Here is a 14689-nt window from a genome sequence, read left to right on the forward strand (position 1 = left end):
GAAGGCGAAGCCACGTGCTGCCGACCGCGCACCGGTGCCTTAGTGCTGAGGGCGCCATGACCATTCGCCCTTCCCTGCTGAACATCCTCGGCGCCGCCGCGCTGCTGTCCATGACGGCCTGCACCGGCCGCTCCGCGGGCCCCGAGCCCGAGCCCCCTCCCCAGGTCCCGGACTACGGCCCCCCCGCGGCCCCCGCCCCGGCGCCCCTTCCCGAACGCACCTCCTGCAGCGGCCTCACCGTGGGCCCCGGTACCTACAACTGGAGCCTCACCCACGAGGGACGCACCCGCTTCTTCCACGTCCACGTCCCCCAGAACTACGACGCGACCCGGCCCACGCCCGCCGTGCTCTCCTTCCATGGCTACGCCTCCAACGAGCAGGAGCAGGAGGACCTGAGCCAGATGTCCCAACAGGCCGAGGCCCGGGGCTTCATCGCGGTGTATCCCCGCGGGCTGAACCAGAACGAGATCGCCGGCACCAACGACCCCCAATCCGAGGACACGCGCAGCTGGAACGCGGGCATCTGCTGCGGCCCGGCGCAGATGGCCACCCCGCGCGTGGACGACGTGGCCTTCGTGGACGCGATGCTCGCGGACCTCGACACGCGCGTGTGTCTGGACACCCAACGCATCTACGCGACCGGCCTGTCCAATGGCGGCTTCTTCTCCTACCGGCTCGCCTGCGAGCGCGCGGGGCAGATCGCCGCCATCGCCCCCATCGCCGGCATGGCGGGCTTCGAGCCCTGCTCACCCGTGCGCCCGGTCTCCGTGATGCACTTCCACGGCACCGATGACCAGGTCATCCGCTACGAGGGCGGCACCCTCCCCTTCCTCGGCGGACCCTACCGCTCCGCGCAGGACTCGGTGGCGCGCTGGGCCAGCCTCGACGTCTGTCTCGACGGCGCCATCCCCACCTACGACCAGGGCGACAGCACCTGCAGCACCCTCACCCACTGCGGCCAGGGCACCGCCGTCACGCTCTGCACCGTGCAGGGCGGGGGCCACACCTGGCCCGGGGGCCTCATTCCGCCCGAGGCCGGCCTCGGCAACACCACGCAGGACCTCGACGCCACCGGGCAGATGTGGCTCTTCTTCCAGGCCCATCCGCGGCCCTGAGCGAAGGCCCGCGCTCCGGGGGGCCTGCGGCGGAAGGCATGGCCGCTCGTGCCTTGCCCTGTCGACGGGGAGCCTCCAGCGTTGGACATGGACCGTCACACGCGGGAGGGCTGCATCATGTCCACGAACGCCGAGCGGCACCGGAATCCCTGGCTCCCCTGGCTCCCCTCCCTGCTGGTGCTCTGGGCCCTGGTGCCCGGCCTGGCCCGGGCCGCCGAGTTCCGCAGCGGTGACGTGGTGCAGGTGGGCCCCCAGGAGGTCATCGACGAGGACCTCTATGCCTTCGGCCGCGTCGTGAACATCCAGGGCACCGTCCGGGGCGACGTCATCGCCATGGGAAGAGAGGTGGACATCTCCGGCACCGTCGAGGGGGATGTGATGTCCGCCGCCTCGGTCAACCGGATCTCCACCCCGGTGCGCGGCAGCCTGCGGGCCGCGGGCGGCGAGCTCTCCGTGAGCGGGCCCGTGGGCGAGGACGCCATGCTGGCCGCCGGCAACCTGAGCCTCACCCCCGAGGCCCGGGTGGGGAAGGATCTCTATCTCCTCTCGGGCGATGCGCGGCTCTACGCCCCCGTCCAGGGCGAGCTGCGCGCCGCCGCGGGGACGCTCACGCTGGCGGCCCCGGTGGGCCAGGACGCGCACGCCGAGGTGGGCACGCTGCGGCTCACCGACGGGGCCCGCGTCGGCGGGAACCTGAGCTACCGCAGTGACAAGGACGCACAGCTCGCCTCGGGCGCCGTCGTGTCGGGCACGGTGGAGCATCTCGCCCCCCGGCAGGAGAAGGGCGGGGGACCGGCCATGGGCCTCTACCTCTGGCTGCGCTCGCTGGTGGGGCTGTTCGCGCTGGGGCTGCTGTTCTCCCTGCTCACGCCCCGCTTCGCGCACCGGGTGACGGCCATGCTGCGCCAGCGGCCCCTGCCGAGCCTGGGCCTGGGGGCCGCCTTCTTCGTGAGCGTCCCGTTCCTCGCCGGCCTCGTCTTCCTCGTGGGCCTGCTGCTCGGCGGTTGGTGGATCGGCCTCTTCATCCTGGCCCTCTATGGCTTCGCCATCGCCCTGTCCTTCCCGGTGGTGGGCCTGTTCCTCGGCCGGTGGCTGCTCGAGCGCTTCCACAAGACGGGGGCCCACCTCGCCGTGGCGCTGCTGCTGGGCCTGGTGCTGCTGACGCTGGTGGGGCGCGTGCCGATACTGGGCGGACTCGTCGCCCTGGCCACCATCCTCTTCGGACTGGGGGCGCTGCTCCTCGGCGTATTGAGGGGCCGCGAGCCGGCCGGGGCTCCGGTGTGAGCGAGCCGGGGCGCGCCCTCATCCTCCTGCCAGACTCACCCCGGTGACAGGTCCCGCTCCGCCGCGCCTCGCTGCGCCCGGGCCGGCCGCGCCGCGAGCACGTCTCCGGCGGAGGCCTCCCCCTCGGCCCCGTAGCGCAGCAGGCCGAGCAGCTGCTCGGTGGAGAGCGCCGCCGCCCCGTCCGCCTCGGACAGCAGGCTGTTGGCCAGGTCCCGCTTCTCCTCGTGCAGCGCGAGGATGGCCTCCTCGATGGTGCCCTCGGAGATGAGGCGCATCACCGTGACGGGCTTCGTCTGGCCGATGCGGTGCGCCCGGTCCGTGGCCTGGTCCTCCACCGCCGGGTTCCACCACGGATCCAGGTGCAGCACGTGGTCCGCCGCGGTGAGGTTGAGGCCCGTGCCCCCCGCCTTGAGCGAGATGAGGAAGACGTCCCCCTCGCCCCGCTGGAAGGCCGCCACCCGCGTCTCCCGCTCGGCCGCGGGCGTCTGTCCATCCAGGTACTGCAGCGGCACGCCCCGCCCCTCCAGCGCCTCGCGCACCAGCGCCAGGTGCTTGACGAACTGGCTGAACACGAGCGCCCGCCCGCCCCCGGCGCGCACCGCCTCCACCACCTCCAACAGCCGCTCCAGCTTCGAGGCCGGCAGCGGCGAGTCCCCGTCCACCAGCCTCGGGTGACACGCCGCCAGCCGCAGCCGGGTGAGCGCCGCCAGCACCTCGAAACGCTTCTTCGGGCCCTTCGCGTCCGCCAGCCGCGCCAGCGCCGCCAGCCGCGTGTCCTCGTACAGCCGCCGCTCGCCCTCGGACAGGGTGATGGGCACCACCGTCTCCACGCGGGCGGGCAGCTCGCGCGCCACCTCCGCCTTGGTGCGCCGCAGCAGGAAGGGCCGCACCACCCGCGCCAGCGCCGCGCGCGCTTGGGGGTCCTTCGTCCGCTCGATGGGCCCGGCGAAGCGCGTCCGGAAGGACTCGCGGCTGCCCAGCAGCCCCGGGAAGACGAGCCGGTACAGGCTCCACAGCTCCGACAACCGGTTCTCCACCGGCGTGCCCGAGAGGGCGATGCGCGCCTCGGCCTTCAGGCCCCGCACCGCCCTGGCCCGCGCCGTGTCCGGGTTCTTCACCGCCTGCGCCTCGTCCAGCACCAGCGTGGCGAAGGACACCTCGGAGAAGCGCTCGGCGTCGCGCATCAGCAGCGTGTAGCTCACCACCACCACGTCCCCCGCGCCCAGGCCGGAGAGCAGCTCCTCGCGCTCCGCCTCGCGGTAGCCGTGCAGCTTCAGCGAGGGAGCGAAGCGCGCCGCCTCGCGCATCCAGTTGAAGCACACCGAGGTGGGCGCCACCACCAGCGCCGGGCCGGCCTCCGCGCGGTGCAACAGCAGCGCGAGCGTCTGCAGCGTCTTGCCCAGCCCCATGTCGTCCGCGAGGCACCCGCCCCCACCCCAGGCCGTCAGCCGCGCCATCCAGACGAAGCCCTCGCGCTGGTAGTCGCGCAGCCGGGCCTTCAGGGCCGGGGGCACCGGCACCTTCATCTTCTGGGCCTCGCGGATGCGTGCCGCCAGGTGGCGCCAGTCCGGGGGAGCCTCGACCGTGGCACCCACCTCGGCCAGCGTGTCCAGCATGGGGGCCGCCGCCGCGCTCACCTCCCACTTGCCGTGCGAGGGGTGCGCCAGGTCCGCCAGGGGCGTGAGCTGCTGGCGCAGCGTCTCGGTGAGCCGCATCCAGCGCCCTGGCGCCAGCGCCACGTAGTGCTGCCCGCGCCGCAGTGCATCCAGCAGCAGGGCCAGCTCCACGCGCTCGCCCTCCAACTCCACGCCGCCCCGCACGCCGAACCAGTCGTGCTCCCGGAGCACCTCCACCCTCAGCCCCCGCGCGTCCGGCGAGCGCACCACGCTCCACGGCCGCTCGTCCCACTCCACGCGCAGCGAGGGGCCCGTCAGCGGCTCCAGCCGCTCCAGGAAGCCGAGCGCCGCCTCCGGGCCCTCCAGGAGGAAGTGGCCATGCGTCTCCACCGGCAGCCCCAGCCGCTCCAGCAGCGCGCCCGCCTCGGCGCGCTCGGCCTCCAGGTTCCTCCGCGCCCGCACCCGCTCCGTGCCCCGCAGGCCCCGGACGGCGTCCGCGCCCTCGCCCGGCACCAGCGGGGGCGCCTCGGGCAGGGGCCGCACCAGCAGCCAGCCCTCCAACGACTCCCCTCCCGTGGGCCGCAGGCGCAGCAACAACCCGGGCGTGGCGGGCACCTCGCGCGCCTCCAGGGAGGGGGGAAGGGACACGGGAATGGAGGACTCCACCCCCCCGAGCCGGTGCAGCAGCTCCGCGCGCGACGAGGCGGGCAGGCGCCCTCCGTACTCCACCACCGGCGCCAGCACCGCCAGGGCCTCGGGCGAGGCGGACACCAGCGTCACCCGCGGCAGCTCCGGCTCCACGTACAGCCACGGCAGCGGGGCCCGCCCCGCCATCAACTTCAGCAGGATGCGCATGGACACCGGCTCGCCGCCAAACGTGGGGCGCACCCGCAGCCCTTCCACCGCCTCCGCCCCCTCCTCGAGGGTGAAGCCGAGCTGCGCGGAGCGCACCCGCAGCGGTGTCTCCGGCTTCGCCTCGAACACCAGCCGCGGGTGGTGCTCGAGCAGCTTCAGCGCCTGGACGAGCAACCGCCGGCGATCTCCCGGCTCCTGCATCCTCGACACGAGGCGGCACAGCTCGAAGGCCTCCACCTCCTCGGGGGAGACGAGCGCGGCCCGGGCCTCGGCCTCGTCGCGCGGGACCACCGGCGTTCCCTTGGACAGCCCGCCCCGCTTCAACGGCCGGTGGAGGTAGGGCCGCAGGCGGGGCTCTCCCTGGGCGAAGCCCTCCAGCCGGAAGCGGACCTGGGCGGGGGTGGACGCGGACTCCTGGCGGGCCCGGAGCCCGAGCCCCACCTTGTCCAGGGCGGCCAGCAGGGCCCGGCCAGGCGCCACGATGAGCCGCTCGGCGAGCCGGGCGTTCTCCCCCGCCCGCCGCGAGTCCCCCAGCGCGGCGAGCAGCAGCTCGAGCGCGGTGAGGGCGTGAATGCAACGCGCCGGCCCGAGCACGGCACACGTCGAGCACGAGACGGCGTCCTCCTCCTCCGCCAGGAGCTGGGCCAGGTCCACCCGCACGCACTGCCGCTGGTAGTGCTCCGGGAGATGATGTGCCGCGGAGCGCCCGTAGCCGGACTCGTGGACGTGCGCGACCGGGCGCTCCTCCGGGAAGCGCAGCACCCGCTCGTTGTCGGGCAGGAGGCGGGGAACGGCGTGCTCGCGCACCCGGGCCCGCTCGCGCTGGAGCAGCTGCACGAGGGGCTCGAGCCGCTCATCCGTGGGGGGCGCAAACCCGCGGCGGGTGCGCTCCAGCTCCAGCCCCAGACCCACCCGGTGGGCCTCGAGGCGGGCCCGGAGCCAGGCGGCCCGCTTGAAGAGCTCCCGATCCTTCCCGGACCAGGCCTCGGGCAGCGGCCGGGAGCCGTCCAGGATGGAAGCGACCGGGTACTCCTCCAGGAGGAAGAGCTGGCGGGAGAGGCCGAACCCGCGTGGCAGCAGCGGCTCCAGCTCCGAGACGGGGAGGGAGCGCAGATGGGGGACGTGGTGCGCCTCCAGCCAGCCCGGCACCTCCTCGGGGCTGGGCAGCGGAGCCTCCCCCTGTCCGGGGGGAGCCTCCGCCTCCTGCTCGGGACGGAGGGCGTCGAGGACGGCCAGCCCGAGCGCCACCACGTGCTGGCAGATGACGGCGGACTGGAAGCGGGAGCACGGGCAGTTGCCGAGCAGCCCCTGCTCGTTCGCGGACACCGACACCGGGAGATGGCCGCCCCGGCCGCGGACCTCTCCGTGCAGCACGTCCGTCACGGCGAACCAGGAGAGCACCCGGTCCTTGGCGGCCAGCGCCGCGCCCTGGGCGTAGAGGTCGTCGCCCGCGAGCAGTTGGAGCTGTTCCCGGGTGAGCCAGTGACGCAGCCACTTGCCGGGCAGGGAGGTGGACTTTTGCGGTGATGCGTTCGGCATGACCTCCAAGATAACGTCGAAAAGCGGGGCTGTCCGCGTCCACGTTCTCGGACTGGTGGCCGCCGGGCGTCCGGCCGGGCGAGCCATCCGCTCCAGGCGCGAGGCCTCGGCGAAGTCTGGGAGGAGGAGGTGCCGCGTCCTGGCCGGGAACCAGGACCGGGCGGGTCCGGGGCACCGTGGGGCGCGCCTCCGGACCCGCGCGGGGACGACGAACTAGCCGTTCACCTTCTTCCACGAGGGACGGGTGCTGAGGCGCTGCCACCACGACTTCACGTGCGGACGCTCGGTGATGAGGGTGCCGTGGGGCGTGGCGGAGAGGTACTGCAGGTAGGGCATCCAGGAGATGTCCGCGAGGGTGAACCGGTCGCCCGCGAGGTAGGCCTGGGACATGAGCGCGCGGTCCACCACGTCGAGCGCCTTGGCGGTGCCGTCACGGCCCTTGTTCACCTTGTCCATGTCGGGCTTGCCGCCGCTCATGGGCTTGAAGAACATCTCCATGACGATGGCCATGGCGCTCGAGGAGAAATAGGACTGCTCGACGCTGAGCCACTGCTCCATGCGGCCGAGCGAGGGCAGATCGCTCGGGGTGAGCTTCTCGCCCGGCAGCTTCGCGTCGAGGTAGCGGATGATGGCGCGCGACTCGTACATGGTGAAGCCGTCATCCTCGAAGTAGGGGATGACGCCGAAGGGGTGCTTCGCCACGTACTGGGGCGCCTTGTGCTCGCCCTTCATCAAATCCACCATCACGAACTGGGCCTCGTGGCCCTTCTCCGCGAGCGTGGTGAGCACCTTGCGGGTGCAAGTGCTGTACGGATGACCGTAGACCTTCATGAACGTGCCTCCTGTGGGGGTTGAAGCGGGGCGAAGCTATAAGAAGCCCCCGGGGGTTGCGCCAGCCTTCCATGCCATGGAGCGGAAGCGCACACCCGGGTGGCTCGTGGACATCATCGTGACGCGCAAGCGTGTCCGCAGGTAGGCCACCCGAGAGGAGAGACACGTCATGACCAGCCTTCCGTCGATCGTGCTGGGCCTGGAGGAGCCACCCGAGGAGCTCGAGGTCGCGCGCGTCCCGCCCGGGAAAACGTTCACTGATGGTGTGCTACGGGCCGGAGCCGCGAGGGTGGACATCACGCCCGGCTTCCTCACGCCCACGGCGGGCTGGTCGCTGTCCGGACACAGGATGCGTGCGATGTGGGGGCGGCTCCACGCGCGCGTGCTCGTGCTGGACGATGGCCAGGGGGAGCGGGTGGCCCTCATCGCGGCGGACCTGCACGCGGGCTCGCGCTACCTCGCGGAGAGGCTCGCGGAGCGCACCGCGTCACTGGGCCTGCACATCGGCCGGCTCTTCCTCACGGGCACGCACACGCACAGCGGACCGGGCAACTTCTACGGCAGTCCGTTCTACGATTCCCTCGCGCAACCCAGGCCGGGGCTGGACGCGCGGGGGGTGGCGTACCTCGTGGAGCAGTTGGAGCGGGGGGTGCGCGAGGCCTGCGAGCGCCTGCGCCCGGCGCGCGTGGGGCATGGCGTGTCCCGGCTCTGGGGGTACTCGCGCAACCGGAGCATGAAGGCCTCCCGCGACAACTTCCCTGGCCAGGAGGACGCCGCGCTCCGCCGTGAAGCGGAGGCCCTGGGCTTTCCCGAGGGCACGCCATCCGACATGCCCTCGGAGCTCGCACTCGAGCAGGTGTTCGTGGACCCGCGGGTGCAGGTGCTCTGGGCCGACGAGGCGCAGGCGCCCCACCGGCCGATTGGCGCCTTCGGCACGTTCGGAGTGCACTCGGCGATGCTCGCCCTGAACCACGCCCTGGGAAGCGCGGACCTCTTCGGGGTGGCCACCCACCATGCCGAGCACCTGATGCGCCGTGCGGAGCCGGGCACCGAGCCGGTGCTCGGGCTCGCCGCGGGCACCATCGGGGACTCGGACCCGACACTGCCCGGCATGCCGGTGGACGAGCTGAAGCGGCAGCGCCACGGCCGGACGCGGAACCTGGAGCTGGCGGAGAAGGTGGGCCAGGAGCTGGGACAGCGTCTCTACGAGGCGTGTGGCGCCGCACGAGCACGGGCGGAGACGTCGGTGCGCCTCTCGGTCCACTTCGACGAGCCCACGATTCGCGACGCCACGCTGTCGGATGGCACGCGGCTGCCGCGCGAGGCGCAGGTGGGAGGCCCCACGCTCGGCGGCTCGGAGCTGGGAGGAGGGATTCCCATCCTGTTCCGCGAGGGGATGCGGAACACGCTGGGGGACACCGATCCACAGTGGCCCAAGGAGCCGCCGCTCCTGCTGGAGAGCATCCTCGCGGATCTCCTCAAGTACCAGCCGCCGGCCCTGCCGCTGCGGCTGCTGAAGGTGGGGAGCGTGTGGCTGATGGGGCTGCCAGGAGAGCCCACGTCCTGGCTGGGCAACCGCCTGGGCCGGGAGCTGCGCCAGTTGGGGGCACGCGAGGTGATGGTCGCGGGCGTGTGTGGCGACTACGTGGGCTACCTCACCACGGGGGCCGAGTACGAGCGCCAGCACTACGAGGGCTCCAGCACGATCTGGGGAAGGAACACGGAGCGCTGGCTCGTCGAGCACTGCCGGGCCCTTGCGGGGAGCGCACCCGGGCGCGTCCCCTCGAACGCAGCACGCTTCCCGGTGAGGTGGGGCGGGCACGAGGAGCTCTCGAGCCCAAGACCGCCGATGAACGATGCCCTCCCCTACTGGCCCCGGCGGCCCCGCTTCGACGAGCCGAGACTGTTCCGGGGACGCCTGCTGTTACGAGGGAGCTGGTTCGCCTGGGCGCCACAGGAGAACCGGGAGCTGGGGCGAGGGCCCTGGGTGCAACTGGAGGACGCGGACACGGGCGAGGTGCTGCACAGCCGAGGGCTGCCGGTGGATGACCAGCATCAGCGCTTCCTGCTGGAGTTCACCGACGACGAGGACCACATCGACTGGCGCTGGTCGGTGATGCTCGAGGACTGGAGGCACTGGGTGGGGCGGACGGTGCGCTTCCGGGCCCTGGGTCCGCGAGGCGTCCGCGTGCAGCCACCTCCGGGGGCCCAGTGGCCCGAGCGCCAACTGGTGGCGAACCCCCCGGAGGACCGATAGGCGTCTAAGTTCGAGTTTCGCACTTTTTCAGGGGCCCAACTGACGGTAGGCAGAGGGAAAACGTAGTTCCAGAGGAAAAAACGGGTGTTTTCGGAGGACCCATGGCTCACGAAGGTTCGCGGAAACTCCTTCGGTGTTTCCCCCATGGCTTGAGCTGTGATGGCTTCCCTGCCGCAGATGGTGCCGCTCTCGATGAGGAGTCTCCCCGAGAGTTTCAGAGGGACAAGCACCAAGAAGAGCACCGCGTACTGGGTGAGCACGCGTACTGGGTGAGCAGGAGTCTCAGGTCGCCCCCCTTCGAGCCTACCCAAAAAGTGCGAAACTCGAACTAAGCAGGTGACCAAAAGTCCCCGACACAATAACGCGGAGGGCCTACGCTGAGCCGATGCGCAAGGCAGGAGTCCTCTCCCGCCGCATTGAAGGCCGTTCCTTTTTGTAAAGGAACTTTGGCTACCTACTTATAGCGTCTCAGCAAAGTAATGTCAGGGCTGGCGGGATCGGGAGGTCCGAGCCCTGCCACAGCCTGCGCAGGAAGTGGTCTTTCCTGCAGATGGCGTCGTGTTCGGCCTCGACGACCGCTCCGCGGTGGTAGGCATCCACGCGGCGTCCGAGCGGACATTACTTTCCTGAGACGCTATAGCGGTGTTCCTCCATCGTGGACATCACCGTGACGCGGCGGCGCGTCCGCAGGCAAAAGGAATGGCACACAACCGTGAACCGCAGAAGAAGAAGGCCGGGCTACTGAGCCGGGACGTGCCGAGGCCTCTGGCAACGGAGCCGAACCCGAGCGCGGAACCTCGGCAGGCGCCTACGCTCGCCCTCGATCAAGAAGCAGCGAGGGCGGGCGGATGTACGCAGTAGAACGACGTAGCGGCTCGATGCAGGACAACCAGCCCTGGGATTGGGGCAGTTGTAGTGACGTAAGTGGGTCAAAAAAACTCCTGTCGCCTGCCCCCTCCCCTCATCCAGCAAGCTCGACAACAAGTATACTCGCCGCATGCATACTGCCGAGAACAGCACCCGACGGGCCGACGTGGTCATTCTAACGGCCGTGAAAGAAGAGTACGGAGCTGTGCTGCAAGTGGAGGCCGGCGCGTGGCCAGGCTCTACTTGGGATAAGGACGCCCAGAGCCCCAACAACCTGCTGGTCTCCTTCCGCAACTTCCAGGGATGCGGCGAGAGACCGCTGCGCGTCGCCGTCGCTCGGACCGCGAACATGGGCGCAGTTTCGGCCACCCATGCGCTCGACCAACTCGTCCAAGCCTACGATCCGGTGTGCATCGCCATGTGCGGAGTCTGTGCGGGGCGTCCCGGCAAGACCAATTTGGGCGACGTCATTGCCGCCGACAGGCTTTTCTTCCACGACGTCGGCAAGCAACTCTCCGCAGACTTCCAGTCGGACATCACGACGTACAACCTTCGTGATGACTGGAAGGTGGCCATTGAGCACTTCGACTTCGCCGCCCACTTACGCTACCAGCAGTGGTGGCTTGAGCGCCCGGTGCCTTACGCATGGCAGGAGAGTTGGCTACTCGCGAAACTGCTCGAAGGAGTCACCAACCCGGGGCGTCTCCCCGAGTGCGATGTGGCCTGTCCGCAGTGGACGAAGGTTGTCGAAAGGTTGTGGGCCTCCGAGCTCCTTGAGAAGGACAAACTCCAACTCTCGACCAAGGGCCGGGCGCACATCGAGAAACTGCTCGTCACTCATCGAGGCCAGTTCCCTGATATTTCAGTTGCTGGCAAGGACAGCAAGTTGCCATTCCGCGTCCATGTGGCCCCCATCGGCAGCGGCAGCGGTGTCATCGAAGACGAAACGTACTGGGGTTTTGTGACCGACAGCATGCGCAAAACGCTCGGCTTGGAGATGGAGGCAGCGGCCGTTGGCGCGCTCGCCCACGCGCTGCAACCGAACCGTGGGCGACCACTTCATGCGCTAGTGATGAAGGGCGTGATGGACTTGGGCAACGAGGGCCGAGATGATCTCTTCAAGGACTTCGCCGCCCGCGCCTCCGCCGAGTGCCTGCTGGCCTTTCTGCGTTCGCACTTAGACCCAGAGTTGATTCCTGGCGTGGACGACCTCCTTGTTCCCGGCACCGAGAAAATGCCGGCGGACCCACCTCCATCCGCTCTCCTCACTGCGCGGTATCAAGCGGTGGGCTTCGAAGAGTCGGGCCGCGCCGATATCCTCGCCGAATTAAATCGCTGGTGTGACGAAGGGCCGACAATGGCAGTGCGCCTCATCCATGCCGAGGGTGGGGTAGGCAAGACCCGCCTCGCCATCGAATGGATACGACAGCGACGGGCGGCGCGGTGGGCCGCCGGCTTCTTGGCAGCAACGGCTGCCGAGGATTGGTTGGAACGTCTATGGGCGTGCGGTCAATCGGTCGTAGTCGTGCTCGACTATGCCGAGAGCCGCCAAGGACTCCAAAAGATCCTCCAGCGTGCTCAGGACTACCGGCAGCAGGAAGGGAGCCGTGCCCTCCGGCGAATGCGCATCCTGTTGCTGGCTCGTAACTGCGGCGACTGGTGGACAGCGCTGCGGCAGACCGATACAGGGATGGGAAACTGGCTCGTGACCACACCGCCGCACGAGTTGAAGCCACTCGTTACGAACGAGGTCGAGCGCAAGGAACTCTTCTGCCGCGCGGTGGCGGCCTTCTCGCCAGAGAAGACGAATCCCATCGGTGGACGCCCACTGCCTACTCTTAGCGATAAACTATTCGAGCGAGTGCTATACCTCCACATGGCGGCAATCGCTTTCGTCGAGGGATGTGAACTTGCCCCGAACAAGTTGATGGATGCCATACTCGACCATGAGGAGCGGTTCTGGGCATCGCGCGCTACAGCCGACGAGGTGAAAACATCAGAGCGACAGTGGCTAGCCCGCCAGATGGTGGCTGTTGCCACGCTCCGTGGTGGACTCGCCGACCGAAACGATGCACGCACTGCCGCCGAACGACTCCTCGACCACACGCCGTCTGACGAAGAACAGGCGGTGCTTGGGCTGCTTCATCGAGTTTACGAGCGCGCTAGGGGGGAGATGTATCTGCCCGCGCTAGAGCCTGACCTCCTCGGTGAAGCAATGGTGCTGCGCGTTGCTGCCCCGCCGCTCAAAGAGCATCGAGTGTCAGCCAATTGGATTGAGCGAGCGTTCCCTCCCGACGACCATACAAGCGCCGTACAGACCGGCTTGGAGGTACTCGGACGCGCGTCTCTGGTCTCGCCCGCGCTGATGCGGCCTTGGATGGAGCGGATGCTCTCCGGGCTTCTGCTGGAACGGGCGTCGCTGGCGCTCAACGCCGCGAAGTCCGTGGGGTTGCGCACCGCGTTCTCGCCGCTCGGCGAGGTGCTCGCCGACCTGGTTGAGGCGGCAGGAGATCTCGAGGTTGCGCGCACGCTGGACAAGGCCATATTGCCTTTCCCAACGGTGTCACTATGCCGAATCGCCGAGTGGACACAGCGGACGCTGCTCATGGCTGTTCCAGAATCAGCGGACGAGGGCATACAGGAGGAGCGGGCGCGGCGACTCAGTGAACTCAGTATGAGGTTACGTGCGCTAGGGCGCAAAGAAGAAGCACTAGCGGCAGCCCGCGAGGCTGTCGAGTGCTTCAGTCTCCTCGTCCAGAGAAACCCCAACCCATTATTAGGGCTCAGCCTCTCCACAAGCCTCAACTACTACGGGATCACGTTGGGCGATATGGAGTACTGGGAGGAGGCGCTAGCGGCGACTCGCGATGCCGTCTACCTTGGCCGCTCTCTCGCCGAGATCAACTCTGACACCTTCCTCCCCATCCTTGCCGCGAGCCTCACCAATCTTGGCGTAAGATTGATTGGGATGAGGTACTGGGAAGAGGCATTAGCGTCGCTTCGCGAGGCCCTCGAACACTATCGCCTCCTTGCCCAGCGCAATCCCGACGCCTTCCTCCCCAATCTCGCCACAAGCCTCTCCCATCTTGGCAAAGGGTTGAGAAGCAGTGGGCACCCGAAGGAAGCATTAGCGGCGACTCGCGAGGCCGTTGACCTTCGCCGCACTCTCACCGAACGCAATCCGGATGCATTCATCCCCGACCTCGTCGAGAGCCTCATCGACCTAGGCGATAGCCTAATCGAGATGGGTCGAGAGGACGAGGCGCTGGCGGCGATTCGCGAAGCCGTAGATCTTCGCCGTCGCCTCGCCGAGAGTAACCCCGACGCATTCCTCCACGACCTCGCTGCGAGCCGCATCGACCTCAGCCACACATTGCGTCGATTGGGACACCAAGAGGAAGCGCTGGATGCGGCGAACAAGGCCGCTGTGCACTACCGCATCCTCGCCGAGCACAATCCCGACGCCTTCCTCTCCGGCCTCGCTGCGAGCCTCCACAACGTCAGCGCAGGGTTGTACGACATGGATCGAAAGGACGAGGCACTGGCGACAATTCGCGAAGCCGTAGACCTTCGCCGTCGCCTCGCCGAGAAAAACCCCGACGCGGTCCTCCCTTACCTCGCACTGAGTCTCATGAGCCTCGGCGCCATCTTGATGGAGAAGGAGCGTATGGAAGATGCCTTGACAGCGACTCGCGAAGCTATCGACATTAGCCGTCCTCTCGCCGAGCGTGACCCTGAAGTCGTCCATACCCTCGTCGGGAGCCTAGTCAATCTCAGTAGCATGTTAAGCGAAATGGGATGGACAGAGGAGGCGCTGGCGGTCGCTGAGGAAGCTGCCAACAAACTCTGGCCCTTCTTCGAATGCAACCCGCACTCATTCGAGCACCTCGCGAAACATATGCTCGACCAAGCGCAATTGCTTCACAAATCACTCCATCAACCTTACTCGCGGATGCTCATCAGGCGAATCGCCACCTTCGAGCGCCTCACGAAGAGCACCGTTCGCCGGTAAACCTGAGCAACTATTGGCCTCTCTGGTTCAGGAGGTTGTGGAAAGCCGCCCACCGGAGCAGATAGGATGCTGTTGTCCGAGCGTCTGGTTCCAAAAGTCGCATTGGGGAGAACCAGGAGGTGGAGCCGAAGATGAGGGTGCGCTCATGGGCATCCCAGCGGTCCTCGCGAAGCCTAGGAGCTTGTCGGAGTATCCCACCGTAGAGGGTGGACCAGAGGGGTGACGCCCCAGGTGGTCCTTCAGAGGGGAGGCGAGTTCTGGTTGAAGGTGGAGGGTGAGCACCACCTCGACGAAGAAGCCGGAGCAGGCCGCC

At 68.7% G+C, this 14689-nt stretch carries 6 protein-coding genes; 4 read left to right on the top strand and 2 right to left on the bottom strand.

Annotation, left to right across the window (positions count from 1 at the left end):
- Window positions 1–56: 56 nt before the first annotated feature.
- On the top strand, window positions 57–1115 hold the full coding sequence (locus VFZ09_RS33380; RefSeq protein ID WP_329731778.1) for a hypothetical protein: 1059 nt from the start codon (window positions 57–59) through the stop codon (window positions 1113–1115).
- 117 nt (window positions 1116–1232) lie between these two features.
- The gene (locus VFZ09_RS33385) at window positions 1233–2399 is read left to right on the top strand and encodes a polymer-forming cytoskeletal protein (RefSeq protein WP_329731779.1); all 1167 of its coding nucleotides are present in this window, start codon (window positions 1233–1235) and stop codon (window positions 2397–2399) included.
- Between the two features lie 35 nt (window positions 2400–2434).
- Here the strand turns inward: VFZ09_RS33385 and VFZ09_RS33390 are convergent, their stop codons facing one another.
- The gene (locus tag VFZ09_RS33390; protein WP_329731780.1) at window positions 2435–6409 is read right to left on the bottom strand and encodes a DEAD/DEAH box helicase; all 3975 of its coding nucleotides are present in this window, start codon (window positions 6407–6409) and stop codon (window positions 2435–2437) included.
- 213 nt (window positions 6410–6622) lie between these two features.
- On the bottom strand, window positions 6623–7240 hold the full coding sequence (locus tag VFZ09_RS33395) for a glutathione S-transferase family protein (RefSeq protein WP_329731781.1): 618 nt from the start codon (window positions 7238–7240) through the stop codon (window positions 6623–6625).
- Window positions 7241–7409: 169 nt separating this feature from the next.
- Here VFZ09_RS33395 and VFZ09_RS33400 point away from each other — a divergent pair, with 169 nt between their 5' ends.
- A complete protein-coding gene (locus VFZ09_RS33400; RefSeq protein ID WP_329731782.1) occupies window positions 7410–9497 on the top strand; it encodes a neutral/alkaline non-lysosomal ceramidase N-terminal domain-containing protein in 2088 nt (695 codons plus the stop codon).
- A 997-nt stretch (window positions 9498–10494) separates the two neighbouring features.
- A complete protein-coding gene (locus VFZ09_RS33405; protein ID WP_329731783.1) occupies window positions 10495–14376 on the top strand; it encodes a tetratricopeptide repeat protein in 3882 nt (1293 codons plus the stop codon).
- The last annotated feature ends 313 nt before the right edge of the window (window positions 14377–14689 follow it).

The organism is Archangium sp., assembly GCF_036277355.1.
Classification (GTDB): domain Bacteria; phylum Myxococcota; class Myxococcia; order Myxococcales; family Myxococcaceae; genus Archangium.

Bases quoted from the DNA above. Each gene is read 5' to 3' on its own strand.
- VFZ09_RS33380 (WP_329731778.1), top strand. From the start codon at position 57: ATGACCATTCGCCCTTCCCTGCTGAACATCCTCGGCGCCGCCGCGCTG.
- VFZ09_RS33385 (WP_329731779.1), top strand. From the start codon at position 1,233: ATGTCCACGAACGCCGAGCGGCACCGGAATCCCTGGCTCCCCTGGCTC.
- VFZ09_RS33390 (WP_329731780.1), bottom strand. From the start codon at position 6,409: ATGCCGAACGCATCACCGCAAAAGTCCACCTCCCTGCCCGGCAAGTGG.
- VFZ09_RS33395 (WP_329731781.1), bottom strand. From the start codon at position 7,240: ATGAAGGTCTACGGTCATCCGTACAGCACTTGCACCCGCAAGGTGCTC.
- VFZ09_RS33400 (WP_329731782.1), top strand. From the start codon at position 7,410: ATGACCAGCCTTCCGTCGATCGTGCTGGGCCTGGAGGAGCCACCCGAG.
- VFZ09_RS33405 (WP_329731783.1), top strand. From the start codon at position 10,495: ATGCATACTGCCGAGAACAGCACCCGACGGGCCGACGTGGTCATTCTA.